Origin of the sequence: Cohnella sp. SGD-V74, from assembly GCF_003001675.1 — a bacterium.
Classification (GTDB): Bacteria; Bacillota; Bacilli; order Paenibacillales; family Paenibacillaceae; genus Cohnella.
In genome coordinates this window covers 58311-76642 of the sequence record NZ_PVYW01000005.1, presented here as the reverse complement: position 1 = coordinate 76642, position 18332 = coordinate 58311, and the positions used below count along the sequence as shown (strand labels likewise).

The following is an 18332-nucleotide window of genomic DNA, read 5'->3' as shown; positions in this document are numbered from 1 at the left end:
CTTCCACTACGCTTTACTAGCGTTCCTCATCAACGGTCTTCATCCAACCTTCCAGGATGCATGGGCGAGCAGTTCGCCGTAAGGCGAACGACCAGCCTCGGTGCTGAAAACCGAACTTTTTGAACTCGCACTTAAAAAATTTGCCGCACCCAATCACTCTCAATCATTATACATGAAGCAATTCAGGAAAAACAAGAAGGTTATGTAACACGAAAACCGATGCCCGGAGGACATCGGTTCTCTAGGCCGTGTATGCATACACGCCCTAGAGATTCCAAGCAACCGAAAAGCCTCGATTATCCGTTCAGCAAGTTTTGCAGAAACTTCTCTTCCGCCTCGGTCGTCGACACGAGAGGCAAGCGCACTCCGCCTACCGGCAATCCGCGCAAGGAGAGCGCGTACTTGACCGCCACAGGGTTCGGCACCGGATGCGGACAGTTGAACAGCCCTTTGAATACCGGGAACAGCTTGGCGTTGATCGCCTGCGCTTCCTGCACTCGGCCGTCCAAATACGCAGCGATCAGGTCCTTCATCTGCGCGCCGACAACGTGACTGGCCACGCTGATGATTCCGTGACCGCCCACCGACAGCGTCGGCAGCGTCACTCCGTCGTCCCCGCTGTACAGCACGAATCCTTCCGGAGCGTTCGCGACGATCTCCGTCATCTGCTCCAGGGAAGCGCATTCCTTCGTAGCGACGATGTTCGGAATTTGCGCCAAACGAAGCGTCGTTTCCGCGGAGACGCTGACAACGGTGCGAGACGGCACATTGTACAAAATAATCGGCAGCGTCGTCGCTTCGGCGATCGTGCGGAAATGCTGATAGATGCCTTCCTGGCTCGGCTTGTTATAGTAAGGAGCAACGAGGAGAATGCCGTCCACGCCGGCTTCCTCGGCTTTTCTCGTCAGATGGACGGAGTGAGCCGTTTCGTTGCTGCCCGCCCCGGCGATGATTTTGCAGCGGCCCGCCGCGTGTTTTACCGCGAAGCGGAACAGAGCCACCTTCTCGTCGTCCGTCAGCGTCGGAGATTCTCCCGTCGTTCCGGAGACGACCAAACTGTCGGTTTTTTGCTCGTCGATCAAATAATCGATTAATTTCGCCGTCGTATCCCAATCGATGTTCAAATTTTCGTCAAAAGGAGTGACCATTGCAGTAATCAAACGACCGAAACCCATTCCCAATTTCCTCCTCTAATTTCCCCCGACCGGAGAGAGATGAAGCCCGAATGCCGTATGCAGAGCCTGCAGCGCTGCCGCCAAATCCTGCTGGGCGATCAGCACCCAGATCGTCGTGTTGGAATCGGCGGATTGCAGAATCGGGATGCCCGAGTCGGTCAAAGCTTCGACGATAACGGCCATTACCCCCGGCTCGCCGTTCATTCCGCCGCCGATGACGGATACTTTGGCGCATTCCCTGCGCACGCGGGGCTCGAAACCAAGCTCCCGCAGCAGCTTCACCGCCAGCGGCGTATCTTTCTCGGAGACGGTATAGTGCACGCCTGTCGGCATCACGTTGATGAAGTCTACGCTGATTCCGTGCGAAGCCATCGCGCGGAAGACGCGCAGTTGCAGATCCGCCGGCCCATCCAGATCGGTCACCGCCAGCTGCGTGACATCGCGTACGTGAGCGAGTCCGGTTACGGTTTTATCGTACCAGATCCCTCTGCTTCGCAAAGCCTGCGCGTAAGTAACCAGCGTGCCCTCTCCGTCCGAGAACGTCGAGCGGACGCGAACGGGAATGCCCGCTTTCATCGCGAGTTCGACGGCGCGGGGGTGGATGACTTTGGCTCCGTTCTGGGCCATGTTGCATATTTCCTCGTAACTGACCGCCGCCAGAGGCCTTGCGTTCGCCACCCATCGCGGATCGGCGGTCAAGATGCCGTCCACATCCGTGTAGATGTCGACGATATCCGCCTTCAGCGCCGCTCCCAGAGCCGTCGCCGACGTATCGCTCCCGCCCCTTCCGAGCGTCGTCATCTCCCCGTCCCTCGTCATGCCTTGGAATCCGGTGACGATGACGACCTGCTTGGCGGACAGATGCCTGTGAATGCGATCACAGTCGATCTCGACGATTCTGGCCGAGCCGAAGTTGCCGTCGGTCACAATGCCGGCCTGTCCTCCCGTCAGAGCGACGGCAGGAATGCCTTCGGCCCGCAGCAGACTGCACAGCACGGCTGCAGATATAAGTTCGCCGCAGGAGAGCAGCAAATCCTTCTCCCGCTCGGGAAGCGAGTCGCCGTTGCGGCGAATCAGCTCAAGCAGAGAATCGGTCGCGTACGCGTCCCCGCTTCTCCCCATCGCCGACACGACAACGACGACATTGCCGCCGGCCTCGTACTCTCGGATAATATGACGGAGGACGTGGCTCCGACTTTGCTCGTCGGTCAGCGACGTCCCGCCGAATTTCTGCACGACCAGTTCCATCCCGTTTCCTCCGCTCATCTTTGCAGTGGGAGATCAGAGAAAGACAGACCAGACGATGCGGCAATTCTATCTCAAGCGTGCGTGAAACGCTCTATGAGCAAAGGTTGCAATTGCTTGCCTTGCAGCGCAGCCTCGCAAGTCTCCATCACGAGATCCATTCTCGCGACGAGAGAGTTCGGCTTGGCGATCGGATTGTCCTGTCCGAACGGCACGAAGTAGACATGCTTCATGATCAGCAGCTTGGCGATATTCGCGGCGTTAAGCCCGAGCCCGTCGTTCGTCGAAATCGCCAGCACGAGCGGTCTTTGATTGCGCATTTGCGCTTTCGCGGCCATCAGCACCGGGCCGTCCGTCATCGCGTTCGCCAGCTTGCTCGTCGTGTTGCCCGTGCAAGGCGCGATCGTCAGAACGTCCAACTGCTTGGAAGGCCCCAGCGGCTCGGCGTCTACTATAGAAGATATGATCTCGTTGCCCGTAATTTGACGCAAAGATTGCTGCCAATGGCTCGAAGTTCCGAATCTCGTATCCGTCGTCATGATCGTCGCCGAGACGATCGGCACAACGTTGGCGCCCGCATCCACGAAGCGCTTGATCTGCGGCATGATCTCCTCGAGCGTGCAATGAGAACCGGACAGTGCGTACCCAACCGTGATTCCTTGCCAATTCATGGTTGATTCCCCCGTAGTCGGTTGTCTCCCAGAAGAATCTGGGTCAGACTGTTCGCGATGATTCGACCGGCAGTCTTCGGTGCCACGATTCCGGGCAGACCGGGTGCCAGAAGAGCCTTGATTCCGCGCTTCTCGGCGAAGCGAAAATCGGTGCCTCCGGGCTTCGAAGCCAGGTCGATAATACATGCGCGCTGGGGGAGTTGGGCGATCACTTGCGCTGTGACTATCATAGTCGGAATTGTGTTAAAAATCAAGTCGATATTCCCCGCCTGACGCGCCAAATCGGACATGTGGAACGGCTCGAAACCCATCTCGAAGGCGCGCGCGAACATCTCATCCCGGCGCACTCCGACCTTCACTTTCGCCCCTAACGCCTGCAGCGTCCGAGCCATCGTAAACCCCGTTCTGCCCAGCCCGAGAACGATGCAATTCGAGCCGTGAATCGTAATATCCGTATTCTGAATGGCCATCATCAACGCGCCTTCGGCCGTCGGGATCGAGTTGTAGATGGCGACGTCGTCCCTCTCGAACAATTCGATAAGCTCGATTCTGTGTTTCTCGCACAGCTTGCGGAGATACGGCTTCGCCATCCCTGTAATCACCTTGCTTGCCTTCGGCAGCACAGCCGCATGAGCGTCCGTCAGCTTCAGCTCCTGATCCGTGAACAACGTCGGGATGACGCCCTCGTCATCCGTGCCTACCGCCGGCAATACGAGAGCATCCGCTTCCGTCAACAGCTCAGGGGACCAATCCCCCTTGGCGGCTCCGCTAAAAGGGGTATCCAGCCTGTCGAAGCCGACGATCGTCAGCGAGGCGTCCTTCTCCGTTAACTGACGGATCACTTCCAACTGCCGGGCATCCCCACCCGCAAGCACGACTTGAACTCCCGTAAGTATCGCAGCCCCCTCCTCTCGGCATACTTCGCATAGCACATCGTATGCATGCGCCCACCGGGGGGTGCCGACCAAATTCTCCTCTCGTTGCGACATCGCCGCTGCTAACCTGCAACTGAACAAAAGGGATAATGGTTATACGGAGAAATGGGGCAGCAAAGTCCGCGGAGAACAGCGGCTTGGCTGGTCCGACATCTGAGTGAAGGGGATAGTGGTCATAGCGATACGAATGAAGGTAAGCGAAACAACGAAGAATGAGCCCCATGGGCCTGAGGGACGGGGATAATGGCCGTACGGGCAAAGAAAAGAGCCAAACTCAGGGGCGACCGCCCCCCGAAGGAGGAGCGAGCCCCGGTTTGGCCCGTCAAGCGCCATAACGGCGCGATAACTTTGCTGTCTTTTGCAGTATAGCTGCTCTTAGAGGCACCGATCGCGGTGCTCAGTTGCAGCTCTGCTGTGTGCTAGGGCTGTTGTTACTTGCCCGTGTGGCCAAAGCCGCCTTCGCCGCGGGAGGTGTCGGACAGCTCCGATACTTCCTCCAGCATCACTTGAGGAACGCGCTGGAATACCATCTGGGCGATGCGCTCTCCGCGCTCGATCGTGAACGGCTCCTGCCCGAGGTTCACGAGCAGAACCTTCACTTCGCCGCGATAATCGGCGTCGATCGTGCCCGGCGAGTTCAAGCAGGTGATTCCATGCTTGTAGGCGAGACCGCTGCGAGGGCGGATCTGCGCCTCCAGCTCTCTGGGCATCGCCATGGCGAATCCCGTAGGAATCAACGCCCTTTCACCCGGCGCCAGAACGACGGGGTCCGATACGGCGGCATGCAAGTCGAAACCTGCAGCCCATTCGGACATTTGACGGGGCAATGAAACATCCTCATTCCCCGGAAGTCTCTTCAACTGGATTGGATACAATGAATTCCCTCCCGATTCCGGACAACACTTTATTGTCGGCTCCGACCAAGGCGACCGCGCAAGGCTGGGCCATCATGGAGACCATAATTTCGTGAAGATCGGACATCTCGACCTGATCGATGCGCGCCAGCATTTCGTCCAGCGTGTAATGGCGCCCGAGCATCAGCTCGTTTTTCCCCAAACGGTTCATGCGGCTGCTCGTGCTCTCCAGGCTCAAGATCAGGTTGCCCTTAAGCTGCTCCTTGCCTCTGTGCAGCTCGGCCTCGCTTAGCCCGTTGGCCGCGATCTCGCCGAGCAGCTCCATCGTGATGTCGTACACTTCCTTCGTCTGCTTGGGAGCGGTTCCGGCATACACGGTGAACAGACCGCTGTCCGCATAGGAAGTATGGTAGGAATAGACCGAATAGGCCAAGCCGCGCTTCTCGCGAACTTCCTGGAACAGGCGAGAGCTCATTCCGCCTCCGATCGTATTGTTGAGCAGAATCATCGCGTACAGGTTCGGCGCTTTGCTCGAATAGCCGGGAAACGTCAAGCAAAGATGGTTTTGCTCGGTTTTCTTGCGATGAAACAACGCGCCGGAATGAAAGGCCGGAACTTCCAGCGACGAATCCTGGCCCACAACATCGAACCGTCCGAAATGCTGCTCCAGCAGTTCAAGCACTTCTTCCCCGACGTTGCCGGCGATGCTGATGACCGTATTGTCGATGCGGTATCTTTCTTTCATATACTTGCGCAAATGATCCGGCCCCATCGGATTGAGGCTTTCCGCCGTACCCAGTATGGAATAGGCAAGCGGATGATCCTGATAAGCGGCGCGCGACGCCAAGTCGTGCACCGTGTCGTCCGGCGTATCCTCGTACATGGAGATTTCTTCGAGGATCACGTTTTTTTCTTTGGCCAGCTCTTCCTCGGCCATCTGCGATTCGAAGAACATATCCGATAAAATATCGACCGCGATCGGCAGATGCTGGTCGAGCACTTTGGCGTAGTAGCACGTATACTCTTTGGATGTGAAGGCGTTCACGTTGCCGCCGATTCCGTCGAAGCGATCGGCGATATCTTTGGCGCTGTGCCGCTTCGTCCCTTTGAACAGCATGTGTTCAATAAAATGGGAAATGCCGTTAGTTTCGGTATTCTCGTATCGGGAACCGGTCTTGACCCAAATTCCGAACGAAACCGAACGGTAGGTCGGAATCGTTTCGATCATGACGCGAAGGCCGTTCTTCAGCGTATACTTGTTCATCCGACTTCCCCCCTTTGCCTATGGATAAATGAACAGTGATACCACTATAACAAATTCCGACAATCGTCACAACCGATCCTCGAGCCGTTCGGGCGAAAGCGTCTGGGATACGGTGCCCGGAACGTAGCCTTTCGCTTTAATCGTGCGAATCATCCCTTTAAGCGCTCCCGCTGTCGTCGAAGTCGGATGCATCAAAATCAAGCTGCCGGGACCGACCTTCCGCGACACTTTGGCCACGACGGATGCCGGATCGGGTTTCTGCCAGTCGATCGTATCCAGCGTCCACAGAACGGTTCTGAGTCCGTATTCCGCGGATACGCGTATCGTCTGCTCGTTGTAATAGCCGGAGGGCGGAGCGAACCAGACGTTTTTTACGCCGAGCTGTTTGAGCAGTTGCTCCGTTTTGCCGATTTCCTGCCTTTGCCGCTCGGCCCCCAGCTTGCTCATATCGGGGTGGGTGTACGCATGATTGGACGCCTCGTGCCCTTGCGCGATAATCGTTTTGGCCGTATCCGCGTTTTTGGACAGCCAGGTGCCGTCGAAGAAAAAGGTCGCCTTAACGCCTTCCTCCTTCAAAGTACGAAGAATCGCAGGCAAATACTCGTCTCCCCAAGCCACGTTGATCATAAGACCGACAGCCGGCTTGGCCGCATTGCCCCTGTAGATCGGATTCACCGGCAGATCCTGAAGCGATACTTTCGGGCGAACGGTGCGATACACCCAAGGAAATCCGTCGCCGGAGTTCGGAGCGGAGCCAATCAGCTTCGCTTTCAAATAGGTTGCCCGCACGTCTACGATTCGTCCGTCATAACCGGGGATCGCTTTCCACACCCGGTCGATCACCGCGTTAATCGGCTGCTGGCTGCGTTTGGGAGCTTCGGATTCAATCCAGCTCAGCAGCTTGTCTTCCCGCTTATCGTCCGTCAACGCCGCCATCGAAACCGTCTGCAGCTTGACGGTCTGAACGAACGGCCGAATCGGTCCGTACGTTCCGGCCAACAATACCGCGGCCAAGCATATCGCCATCGCAGCCAGCAGGCCTGCCGGGATCTTTCTCGCCATTGTTCGCTCACCCCGTCTTGTCCGATTCCCTGCCTTCATCCTATGCCCGGGAAACGGTCTTTATGAGTGAGCTTCCCATAGTAACCGGTGATTTATGCAAACAAAAAGAGACCTTCGCATAGGAGTCTCTTTTGTCCATCATATTACGTTAAGGCGTTCCGCTACACCGATACTTGCTCGGAATTCAGCAGAGCTTTGCGCGACAGGTTGATCCGGCCCATATTGTCGATCTCGGTCACTTTGACTTCGATCTGGTCGCCGATGTTGACGACGTCCTCGACTTTGGCTACGCGCTCGTTGGCGAGCTGGCTGATGTGGATCAGACCGTCCTTGTTCGGCAAAATCTCCACGAAGCAGCCGAACTTCTCGATGCGCTTGACCGTTCCGGTATACACTTCGCCGACGACGACTTCCCTGACGATGCCCTCGATAATCGCGCGGGCCCGCTGGTTCGCCGCTTCGTCCGCCGAAGCGATGTACACGGTGCCGTCCTGCTCGATATCGATTTTGACGCCGGTGTCCTCGATGATTTTGTTGATAATTTTGCCGCCGGAACCGATAACGTCGCGGATTTTGTCCGGATTGATCTTAAGCGACAAAATTTTCGGAGCGTATTTGCTCAGCTCTTTGCGCGGCTCGGTGATCGTCTCGAGCATTTTGCTCAGAATGAACATGCGGCCTTCTCTGGCTTGCTCCAGCGCTTCGGTCAAAATGCCGCGGTCGATGCCGTCGATTTTGATATCCATCTGAATGGCCGTAATGCCCGCGGATGTTCCCGCGACCTTAAAGTCCATGTCTCCGAGATGGTCTTCCATCCCTTGAATGTCCGTCAGGATCGAAGTATGCTCGCCGTCCTTGATCAGTCCCATCGCGACGCCGGCTACCGGAGCCTTGATCGGAACGCCTGCATCCATCATCGCCAGTGTGCTGGCGCAAATGCTCGCCTGAGACGTGGAGCCGTTGGACTCGAGCACCTCGGATACGAGACGAATCGTGTACGGGAATTCCACTTCCGATGGCAGCACCTTCAGCAGAGCGCGTTCGCCCAGCGCGCCGTGACCGATCTCGCGGCGTCCAGGCGGACGGAGCGGACGGGCTTCTCCGACGGAGAACGGCGGGAAGTTGTAGTGATGCATGAACCGTTTCGATTCCTGCGGGCTGATGCCGTCGAGAATTTGAACCTCTCCCAGCGGCCCGAGCGTACATACGCTGAGCGCTTGCGTCTGGCCGCGCGTAAACAGGCCGGACCCATGCGTGCGAGGCAGAATCGCGATGTCCGACGAGATCGGACGAATTTCCGACAATCCGCGGCCGTCCGGACGCACTTTGTCGTGCGTGATCAGGCGACGAACTTCATTTTTGACGATATCGTACAGCACTTCTTTGACGTCGCCAAGCTTCTCTGGCGCATCGGCGTACACGCCGGTAAAATGCTCCACCGTCTCGGTATTGATCGCGTCGATCGCTTCTTGGCGCGCATGCTTCTCGGCGATGCGCACAGCTTCGACCAAGCGGTCCTGTGAGTACGATTTGACTGCCGTCTCGACTGCCGCGTCTACGCTGTGCAGCTTCACTTCCATCTTCGGCTGTCCGGCAGCTTCGACCAGACGATCGATCGTATCGACGATCTTCTTGATCTCGTCGTGGCCGAACATGATCGCTTCCAGCATGTCCGTCTCGGACACTTCGTTCGCTTCCGCTTCCACCATCATGATCGCGTCGCGCGTACCCGCCACGACGACGTACATGTCGCTGATCTCTTCCTGCTCCTGCGTTGGGTTCACGATATACTTGCCGTCGATTCTTCCGACGATGACGCCTCCGACCGGTCCGCTGAACGGAACGTTGGAGATCGAGAGAGCCGCGGAAGTACCGATCATCGCCGCGATTTCCGGAGAGCAGTCCTGATCCACGCTAAGCACCAGATTAACGATCTGAACGTCGTTCCGGAACCCTTCCGGGAACAGCGGGCGAATCGGACGGTCCGTCAGACGGCTGGCCAGAATCGCCTTCTCGCTCGGGCGTCCTTCCCGTTTGATGAAGCCTCCGGGAATTTTGCCTACCGCGTACAGCCGTTCCTCATAGTTAACGGTCAGCGGGAAAAAATCAAGATCTTTCGGCTCGCTGGAAGCCGTAACGGTAGACAGCACTACCGTCTCGCCGTAGCGTACGACGACCGCGCCGCTCGCCTGCTTCGCCAATCGTCCCGTCTCCAAGGAAAACGGGCGGCCGCCAAGCTGCATTTCTACGCTTTGTTCCAAACAAATTCCCTCCTCATAAGTGCGAGCTTGCGCTCGTCACGCCTTGCAATCTTATGTACTTTCGACACTGTTCCCATTATTTCCTGCCGAGACCTAACTTAGGCATATCTTTCGTCGTTTCTCCGCTCGTATATAGGGAAAAAGCAACCTGAGCGCCTGTTAGGGCGATAAGCCCCGAACGACATGGCCAGGTTGCTTTCATGCGAATGCGAATTAACGGCGCAGGCCCAATTTGGCAATCAGGGCGCTGTAGCGGCTAACGTCTTTGTCTTTCAAGTATGCCAGCAGCTTACGGCGTTGACCAACCATCTTAAGCAGACCGCGACGGGAGTGGTGATCTTTCTTGTGCTCCCTGAAGTGTGCCGTCAGATTGTTGATGTTCTGCGTAAGGATAGCGATCTGAACCTCCGGAGATCCGGTGTCCGTTGCATGCAGCTTATGCTCTTCGATCAACTCTTGTTTGCGTTCTTGCGTCAATGCCATCCTTGTTCACCTCCTTCTTCTAATCGCCGTTAGCCGAGCTCGCGCCGGTGAGAACGCTTCGCCAAGCTAAGGTTCGTCGTGTCGCTGCGATAGGCGGCTGCCTCTCGGCGACAACGTTGTATAGTATAACATAACTTGGAGTGCATGCACAATGAATTAATCCCGGGCTTTCACCGAGAAAATCTCGCGCGCCTTCGCCGAGTCGCTGGCGATCTGTTCGATCAGCTGATTGATCGACTCGAACTTCCTCTCTGCGCGCAGGAATGAATGAAACCGCAAAGCCAATTGGCGCCCGTACAAGTCTCCTTCGAAGTCGAACAGATGCGCCTCCAGCTTCAGCGCGCCTCCCGGCGCGTCGAACGTAGGCCGATAGCCGACGTTCAGCACTCCGTTATGACGGCTCTCCGCCGTTCCCGCATCGGACAGCACCTCGATCTCGATGGCGTAAACGCCCGGACGCGGAATCACGTACGATTGGTCGAGCTGCAGATTGGCCGTCGGATACCCAAGTTGGCGTCCTCTGGCATCTCCGTGAACGACAAGCCCCTTCAATAGATAGGGTCGGCCCGTCAGTCTGCGCACGGCGGAGCAATCCCCCTCGGCGAGCTGCGCGCGAATGCGCGTGCTGCTCACCTTGCTGTCGTCCAGGTACACCGGGGAAACCACTTGTACTTGCAGCTCTCCGCCTCCGAACTCCTTCAGAGCCTCGGCGTTGCCTTGTCCGCGATGACCGAACGAGAAATCGAAGCCCACGGTCGTCGCCTTGACGCCGAGAGGAACGATGATCGACTTCACGAACCGTTCTGCGGTTACTTCCGAGAACTCGCGGTCGAAGCGAATGACATACGCCGCTTCGACCCCCAGTTCCTCGAACAGGGCCAGCTTGTCCTCCAGCGGGGTCAATACCCCGTCATATTGCGAGCCGTGCCCGAGAACGACTCTCGGATGCGGATCGAACGTCATGACGGCCGGAGTCAGCCCTTTGTCCCTCGCCGCAGCGACGGCCCGGCGAATCACTTCCTGATGGCCCAAATGAACGCCGTCGAAAAAGCCGATCGCAAGCGAAAGTCCGCTCTTCGCCGCCCCTTGCGGCAAGCCGCCCGTTACATTCGCAACTGATAATTGAATCCGTTCCACCTGATGTGCCCTCCTGCTTAATCGGACTGACTGTCGTTCGGCTCGTCTTCCGGCGGATGAAACACTTTGACGGGGCGGATCCATTCCGCCGTCTCGTCCGCGGAGAACAAACCGAGAAAAACGCCGTCCGATCGATAGAGCTTCCACAACCCCTGCCGGTCGGGAGCGGGCAGCAGCCGCGAGGCTCGAATTCCCTTGCCCTGAAGCGCATGCCGCCATTCCGGCTCGGCGGCGGTCGCCGAAGGAAACTGCGTCAGCAGCTTGTCTGCGGCAATCAGCTTCCCCTCTAACACGCCGTTCTCGAGCAGTTCCGGAATCTCTTCAAGCGTCACGCATTGCTCCCGGCGGATGCCCGCGCTCTCGAGACGCACGAGCTCCGCCATCACGGCAGGCACGCCCAGCTTCCGTCCGATGTCCACGCATAACGTGCGGATATAAGTCCCTTTGGAACAGGTTACCGTAAACGTCAGCTCAGGCTCGTCCGAGCCGGCCGTCACCTCTTCAACGTCCAGGCGGTGAATCGTCACGCGGCGAGCTTTGCGCTCGACGGTCACTCCCTGCCTCGCCAGCTCGTACAGGCGTTTGCCGTCGACCTTGACGGCGGACACCATCGGAGGAATCTGATCGATTTCTCCGACGAAGGACATCGCGGCTTCCCGGATCATCGGTTCGGTCAGGAACGAAGCGTCCTTCCGTTCGATCACTTCTCCGCTAAGGTCTTCGCTGTCCGTCGCGATTCCGAATCGGAGCTTGGCCCGATACGTTTTCGGCGCTTCCTGCAAATACTCGACCAGTCGGGTCGCGCGGCCGACGCACAGAGGCAGGACGCCGGTAACGGCCGGGTCCAGCGTTCCCGTGTGCCCGATCCGCCGCTCGCGAAGCAGCCGCCTGGCCTTGGCCACGACGTCGTGCGACGTCCAGCCCGCCGGCTTCCAGATCGCCAGCACGCCTTCCCAACTCACCTTGCTATCCGTCATAATGCATCCAACGCTTTCCGCACCTCTTCGATCGTCTGCCGGATCGCTTCCGGCAGCGGGTCCGTGAACCTGCATCCCGCGGCGCGGACATGCCCGCCTCCGCCGAACCGCTGGGCCACTTCCGCAACGTTCACCTTGCCCGCGGATCGCATGCTGACTTTCACCGATTGCTGCCCGTTTTGCTTGAAGAGCAGACCGACTTCGACGCCTTCGATATTGCGCGGGTAGTTGACGAGCCCTTCGAGATCCTCGTTCGTCGCTCCCGTTTCCTCCAGATCCTCCGAAGTGACCCAGAGCCAGGCGATCCGCTGGTCTTCGCTAAGCTCAAGCCTCGACAGGCCGCGTTGCAAAATCCGCAGCTGTCCTGGGGTCATCCGCTCAAGCAGATGCTCCGCCAGCTCCGGACCGTTCACGCCGGCTTGCAGCAGCCGGGAAGCCATCGCCATGACGAGCGGAGACGTGCTTGAATACCGAAAACCTCCCGTATCCGTCAGAAGCCCCGTATAGATCGCAGTCGCCGCGTCCACGTCGGGCTCCAATCCCAGCTCGTCGAGCAGCTCGAACAAGATTTCGGCCGTGGCGGCCGCATGGAACTTCATCAAGTTCACGCGGCCGAAGCCGTTATTCGTCGGATGGTGATCGATGTTGAGCAGCTCCGCATCGGGAGCGAACCATTGCTCCGACCGGCCGACCCGGCCGTAATCGGCGCAATCGACGCAGATGACGTTCCGGTACTGTCTCGGCGTCGCCGCGCTCTCCGCTTGATCCGCATCGTCCATCGCATGGATTTCCGAACTCTTCCACAAAAACCGCAACCGCGAGGGCACAGGGCCCTCGTTCAGCATCGTATACCGCTTGCCCAGCTTTTCCAACGCCCAGGCTACGGTCACCGTCGAACTAATCGCATCGCCGTCGGGCTGCACGTGAGAAACGATCAGGAAGTCGTCCCTGTCGCGGATAAAAGCGGCCGCTTCCTTTAATTGTTCGGTCCACATGCCCGTTCCCTCCTCGCGAGCTCTAAGACTCCAAAGATTGTTGATTGATTTGCTGCAGCAAATCTTCGATATGGCTGCCATACGCGATGGAGCTGTCGAAACGGAATTCGATCGCCGGCGTATGGCGGAGCTTCACCCGCCGCCCCAGCTCCGAACGGAGAAAACCGTTCGCGCGGCCGAGCGCCTTCAGCGTCTCTTCCTTCTGCTCCTCGCTGCCGAGAATGCTTAGATATACGCGGGCAAGGGAGAGATCGTTCGTCAGATCCACTCCCGTTACCGTGATAAAACCGATGCGCGGGTCTTTCAGCTCCGTCTGAATGACGTTGCTGATTTCTTTTTTAATTTGCTCTCCGACCCGTCCGACTCGAAATTTGGCCATTCAGATCCCACCTTCGCGTGCTGCTGGGATTAGCGCTCGACGCTCTCCATGACGAACGCTTCGATGACGTCGCCCTGCTGAATGTCGTTGAACTTATCGAGCGTAATTCCGCATTCATAGCCTTCCGATACTTCCTTCGCATCATCCTTGAACCGCTTGAGGGAATCGATCTTGCCTGTGTAGACGACGATTCCGCCGCGCGTCAGGCGAGCTTCCGCGTTCCGGGAGATTTTGCCGTCGGTAACCATACAGCCGGCGATCGTGCCGACCTTCGTCACCTTGAACGTCTCGCGAACTTCCGCGTGACCGATAACCTTCTCCTTGAATACCGGATCGAGCATCCCCTTCATCGCGTATTCGATCTCTTCGATCACTTTGTAGATGATCGAGTGGAGACGAACGTCCACTTTCTCCTGCTCGGCGATGCCTTGCGCGCGCGGCTCCGGACGTACGTTAAAGCCGATCACGATCGCGGAGGAAGCCGATGCGAGAATAATATCGGACTCCGTAATCGCGCCTACGCCGCTGTAGATCGTGCGAACGCGAACGCCTTCGATCTCGATTTTCTCCAGCGAGCCCTTGAGAGCTTCCAGGGAGCCTTGTACGTCTGCCTTGAGGATGACGTTGAGCTCCTTGATGTCGCCTTCCTTGATCTTGCTGAACAGATCTTCCAGCGTAACCGCTTGGTTCGCCTTCATCTGCGATTGGCGCGTCTTGATCGAACGCTTGTCGGAAATTTCGCGCGCTTTGCGCTCGTCCTCGAACACCATGAACGGATCGCCCGCTTGCGGCACCTCCGTCAAACCGGTAATTTCCACCGGCGTCGAAGGACCCGCTTCTTTGATCCGGCGTCCGCGGTCGTTCGTCATCGCGCGAATCCGTCCGAAGCAGTCGCCCGCGACGAACGCGTCGCCGACCTTCAGCGTACCGTTCTGAACGAGAATGCGGGCAACCGGCCCTTTGCCTTTGTCGAGCTCGGCTTCCATAACCGTACCGCGCGCCCGTTTGTCCGGGTTCGCCTTGTAGTCGTTCACCTCGGCGACGAGCAGGATCATCTCCAGCAAGCCGTCCAAGTTCAGGCGCTGCTTCGCGGACACTTCGACGAAGATCGTATCTCCGCCCCACTCCTCTTGCACGAGGCCGTACTCGGTCAGCTCTTGCTTCACTTTATCCGGGTTTGCGCCCGGCTTGTCGATCTTGTTGACCGCGACGATAATCGGCACGTTGGCCGCTTTCGCGTGGGCGATCGCCTCGACCGTCTGCGGCATGACGCCGTCGTCCGCAGCTACGACAAGAATCGTAATATCGGTAACCTGGGCTCCGCGGGCGCGCATCGTCGTGAACGCTTCGTGACCCGGGGTATCCAGGAACGTAATTTTCTTCCCGTTGATCTCGACTTGGTAAGCGCCGATATGCTGGGTAATGCCGCCGGCTTCTCCGCTCGCAACCTTCGTCTCGCGAATCGCGTCGAGCAGCGTCGTTTTACCGTGGTCGACGTGACCCATGATCGTAACGACCGGAGGACGGCTAACGAGATCGTCCGGATTGTCGTTCTCTTCGATCGTCTCGAACTGCGTATCCTCGACGACGATTTTCACTTCGGCTTCGACGCCGTATTCGGAAACGACGAGCAGGACGGTATCCAGGTCCAGATCTTGGTTGATCGTCGCCATAACGCCCATCAGCAGCAGCTTCTTGATGACTTCGGAAGCGTCCTTGTGCAGCAGCTTAGCCAACTCGCCAACGGTCATATTGCCGCGAACGATAACCTTCTTCGGCGTATTGTCGATCTTCTCGCGCGGCGGCTGATTGTTCTTGCGAGCATTTTTGCCGCCCTTGCCTTTCGGGCCTCTGAAGTTCGTTCTGCCGTCGTCGAACCGGCTGTTTTCCTTGCGTTTGAAATCACTCTCGCCCGGACGGCCTTTGCCGTCGCGTCCTGCCGGACGACCGCTGTCTCCCGGACGGCCGCCTCTTGCTCCCGCGGCTGCCGGCGCCGGGCTGCGCCCCGCTCCGAAGCCTTGACCCGGACGGCTTGCCGCCGCACCGCCGCCTTGGCCGCCGCCCTGCGGACGGTTGCCGTAGCCGCCTTGACCGCCGCCCTGGCCTCCGCCTTGCGGACGGTTGCCATAGCCACCCTGACCGCCGCCTTGCGGACGATTGCCGTAGCCGCCTTGGCCGCCGCCCTGACCGCCGCCTTGCGGACGGTTGCCGTAACCGCCTTGACCGCCGCCCTGGCCTCCGCCTTGCGGACGGTTGCCGTAGCCGCCTTGACCGCCGCCCTGGCCCCCGCCTTGCGGACGATTGCCATAGCCGCCTTGACCGCCGCCCTGGCCTCCGCCTTGCGGACGATTGCCATAGCCGCCCTGACCGCCGCCTTGCGGACGGTTGCCGTAGCCGCCTTGGCCTTGCGGACGGTTGCCATCGCGGTTGTACCCGCCTTGACCTTGGCCTTGCGGACGGTTGCCGTCGCGGTTGTACCCGCCTTGACCTTGGCCTTGCGGACGGTTGCCGTCGCGATTGTATCCGCCTTGGCCCTGGCCTTGCGGACGGTTGCCGTCACGATTGCCGTAGCCGCCCTGGCCTCCGCCTTGCGGACGATTGCCGTCGCGATTGCCGTAACCGCCCTGGCCTCCGCCTTGCGGACGGTTGCCGTCGCGGTTGCCATAGTCCCCTTCCCGCTGCCCTTCCGGGCGCGAGGACGTTTGCGGCTGCGGCGAAGAAGCGCCCGCGGACGGAGCCGGCGCGGAAGCTACGCTTGCCGCCGGTGCCGCGGCCGATGCAGCCGGAGCCGCCGGCGCTTGGCTTTGCTGCGGCGCTTGCGAAGGAGCCGCTTGACGCGCCTGCTGCTGGCCGCCCGAAGGAGCGCCTTGACCGCCCGATTGCGGACGGCGATCGCGCTCCGGAGCTGCGGCAGCCGCCGCAGGCTTCGCGGAAGCTTGGGCCATTTTCGCGGCCGCGTTCGCCTTAATATCGCGGAAGAACTTCTCCACCGCGTTCGTCATGCCGTCCTCCATCACGCTCATATGGTTGTTGACGGGCATGTTCATTCTTTTCAGAATCGTAATGACTTCCTTGCTGCTCATGTTGAGCTGTTTCGCATATTCGTAAACCCTGAGCTTATCTTTGTTGTCCGTTTGATCTTGCTTACTCAATATTCTCCACCTCCGAGTGCTGATTCCAACCGGCCGACAGCATGTCGGCGAATCCCCGATCCGTTACCGCGAACAAGACGCGTTCGGGTTTGCCCACTGCCGATCCCAGTTCGAATCGCGTAAAACCGACTAACAACGGCACGCCGTAACTGCCGCATTTATCCGTAACTTTCTTCCTCGTATTATCCGATGCGTCGCCGGCCAGCAAGACAAGCTTAGCTTCACCCGATCTGATCGCCTTAAGCACGATTTCTTCCCCGCTGATCAGCTTGCCGGCCCTTGTCGCCAATCCCAGGCGGGATAACGCCTTATTCGCCGTCTTCATCGTCGTCCGCCAGCTCCTTGTTCGCCTGGAATTCCTCTTCCACCTGAATGAAGTCGGCTTCCAGTCGGTCGTAGATATCGGCGCCCACCGGCGTCTTCAGAGCGCGCTCGAACGCTTTCGACTTCTTCGCCAGCTTGAAGCAGGCGACCTTGCCGCACAGATAAGCTCCCCGGCCCGGCTTCTTGCCCGTCAGGTCGATCTGAATCTCCCCTTGGGGGGAACGCACGATCCGGATCAGCTCTTTCTTCGCCATCATCTCTTGGCAAGCCACGCATTTGCGCTGCGGTATTTTCCTTGGTCTCACGGCGATCCTCCTCAGTCGATGGATACGCTGTCCTGATGCATCGTGGCTCCGGTCGACTTCGGACGTCCGTATTCCTGCTCCGCCTGCGTCTCGCTCTTGATGTCGATTTTCCAACCGGTCAGCTTCGCAGCCAAACGAGCGTTCTGGCCCTTAATGCCGATCGCGAGGGAAAGCTGATAGTCCGGCACGATGACGCGCGCCATTTTCTCCGCTTCGAACACGATGACCTCCAGCACTTTGGATGGGCTCAGAGCGTTCGCCACGTACTCGTCGATCGCTTCGGACCAACGGACGATATCGATTTTCTCGCCCTTCAGCTCGGTCACGATCGATTGCACGCGAGTGCCGCGCTGCCCGACGCAAGAGCCGACCGGATCGACTTCCTCGTTGCGGGAGTAGACGGCGATCTTCGAACGGAAGCCCGCTTCGCGCGCGACCGAACGAATTTCAACCGTACCGTCGAAAATTTCGGGAACTTCGAGCTCGAACAACCGTTTCAGAAGCCCGGGATGAGTGCGCGACAGAATGATCTGAGGGCCTTTGCTCGTATTTTCGACTTTCGTAATGAAAGATTTGACGCGGTCTCCCTGCTTGAACTTGTCGGTCGGCATCAGCTCGGTGAGCGGCAGCGCCGCTTCGACCTTGCCGAGGTCGACGTACAGGTTGCGCAAGTCCATCCGCTGCACGATTCCCGTGACGATGTCCTGCTCCTTGTCTACGAACGCGTGGTAGATCAGCCCGCGCTCCGCTTCGCGAATGCGCTGCGTGACGACCTGCTTCGCCGTCTGCGCCGCGATGCGCCCGAAATCGCGCGGAGTCACTTCGATCTCGGCGATATCGTCGATCTGGTAGTGCGGGTAGATCGACCTGGCCGCTTCCAGCGAAATTTCCAGGCGAGGGTCCAGCACCTCTTCGACGATCGTCTTGCGCGCGTACACTTTAATCAAGCCCGTTGCCCGGTTGATGTCCACGCGAACGTTCTGCGCCGTATTAAAGTTGCGTTTGTAGCTGGAGATAAGTGCCGCTTCGATAGCTTCGATCAGGACGTCCTTGCTGATGCCCTTCTCTCGCTCGATTTCGGACAGCGCCTCGATAAACTCCATGCTCATGGCT

At 58.6% G+C, this 18332-nt stretch carries 17 protein-coding genes; all 17 read right to left on the bottom strand.

The window, feature by feature from the left end; genetic code table 11:
* Window positions 1-296: 296 nt before the first annotated feature.
* Window positions 297-1175 (bottom strand): 4-hydroxy-tetrahydrodipicolinate synthase, encoded by an 879-nt coding sequence (gene dapA / locus B0G52_RS09340; RefSeq protein WP_094043475.1) that lies wholly within the window; start codon window positions 1173-1175, stop codon window positions 297-299.
* Window positions 1176-1190: 15 nt separating this feature from the next.
* Window positions 1191-2423 (bottom strand): aspartate kinase, encoded by a 1233-nt coding sequence (gene dapG / locus B0G52_RS09335; protein ID WP_094043473.1) that lies wholly within the window; start codon window positions 2421-2423, stop codon window positions 1191-1193.
* A gap of 71 nt (window positions 2424-2494) precedes the next feature.
* Window positions 2495-3091 (bottom strand): dipicolinate synthase subunit B, encoded by a 597-nt coding sequence (locus B0G52_RS09330; RefSeq protein WP_094043471.1) that lies wholly within the window; start codon window positions 3089-3091, stop codon window positions 2495-2497.
* Entirely contained in the window at window positions 3088-3987 is a 900-nt protein-coding gene (gene dpsA, locus B0G52_RS09325; RefSeq protein ID WP_094044025.1) for a dipicolinate synthase subunit DpsA, read from the bottom strand. Before dpsA ends, B0G52_RS09330 begins: the two co-directional genes overlap by 4 nt.
* A gap of 470 nt (window positions 3988-4457) precedes the next feature.
* Window positions 4458-4901, bottom strand: a complete 444-nt coding sequence (dut, locus tag B0G52_RS09320) for a dUTP diphosphatase (RefSeq protein ID WP_094043469.1) — start codon at window positions 4899-4901, stop codon at window positions 4458-4460.
* The gene (locus tag B0G52_RS09315) at window positions 4864-6144 is read right to left on the bottom strand and encodes a M16 family metallopeptidase (RefSeq protein WP_094043467.1); all 1281 of its coding nucleotides are present in this window, start codon (window positions 6142-6144) and stop codon (window positions 4864-4866) included. The genes dut and B0G52_RS09315 overlap by 38 nt, the downstream gene beginning before the upstream one ends.
* Before the next feature lie 66 nt (window positions 6145-6210).
* Complete coding sequence (locus tag B0G52_RS09310) at window positions 6211-7206, bottom strand: polysaccharide deacetylase family protein (protein WP_198960615.1); 996 nt, start codon at window positions 7204-7206, stop codon at window positions 6211-6213.
* A gap of 161 nt (window positions 7207-7367) precedes the next feature.
* The gene (pnp, locus tag B0G52_RS09305) at window positions 7368-9467 is read right to left on the bottom strand and encodes a polyribonucleotide nucleotidyltransferase (protein ID WP_094043465.1); all 2100 of its coding nucleotides are present in this window, start codon (window positions 9465-9467) and stop codon (window positions 7368-7370) included.
* Between the two features lie 213 nt (window positions 9468-9680).
* Window positions 9681-9950 carry a 30S ribosomal protein S15 gene (gene rpsO / locus B0G52_RS09300; protein WP_094043463.1) on the bottom strand — a complete coding sequence of 90 codons (270 nt, stop codon included), beginning with the start codon at window positions 9948-9950 and terminating at the stop codon, window positions 9681-9683.
* A 156-nt stretch (window positions 9951-10106) separates the two neighbouring features.
* On the bottom strand, window positions 10107-11087 hold the full coding sequence (locus B0G52_RS09295; protein WP_094043461.1) for a bifunctional riboflavin kinase/FAD synthetase: 981 nt from the start codon (window positions 11085-11087) through the stop codon (window positions 10107-10109).
* A gap of 17 nt (window positions 11088-11104) precedes the next feature.
* A complete protein-coding gene (truB, locus tag B0G52_RS09290; protein ID WP_094043459.1) occupies window positions 11105-12064 on the bottom strand; it encodes a tRNA pseudouridine(55) synthase TruB in 960 nt (319 codons plus the stop codon).
* Entirely contained in the window at window positions 12061-13059 is a 999-nt protein-coding gene (locus B0G52_RS09285) for a DHH family phosphoesterase (RefSeq protein ID WP_094043457.1), read from the bottom strand. The genes truB and B0G52_RS09285 overlap by 4 nt, the downstream gene beginning before the upstream one ends.
* Before the next feature lie 22 nt (window positions 13060-13081).
* A complete protein-coding gene (gene rbfA, locus B0G52_RS09280) occupies window positions 13082-13438 on the bottom strand; it encodes a 30S ribosome-binding factor RbfA (RefSeq protein ID WP_094043455.1) in 357 nt (118 codons plus the stop codon).
* Between the two features lie 29 nt (window positions 13439-13467).
* Complete coding sequence (infB, locus tag B0G52_RS09275) at window positions 13468-16590, bottom strand: translation initiation factor IF-2 (protein ID WP_094043453.1); 3123 nt, start codon at window positions 16588-16590, stop codon at window positions 13468-13470.
* Window positions 16583-16915 carry a YlxQ family RNA-binding protein gene (locus tag B0G52_RS09270; RefSeq protein WP_094043451.1) on the bottom strand — a complete coding sequence of 111 codons (333 nt, stop codon included), beginning with the start codon at window positions 16913-16915 and terminating at the stop codon, window positions 16583-16585. Before B0G52_RS09270 ends, infB begins: the two co-directional genes overlap by 8 nt.
* A complete protein-coding gene (gene rnpM, locus B0G52_RS09265) occupies window positions 16899-17219 on the bottom strand; it encodes an RNase P modulator RnpM (protein WP_094043449.1) in 321 nt (106 codons plus the stop codon). Before rnpM ends, B0G52_RS09270 begins: the two co-directional genes overlap by 17 nt.
* A gap of 11 nt (window positions 17220-17230) precedes the next feature.
* Entirely contained in the window at window positions 17231-18328 is a 1098-nt protein-coding gene (gene nusA / locus B0G52_RS09260; RefSeq protein WP_094043447.1) for a transcription termination factor NusA, read from the bottom strand.
* Between the last annotated feature and the right edge of the window lie 4 nt (window positions 18329-18332).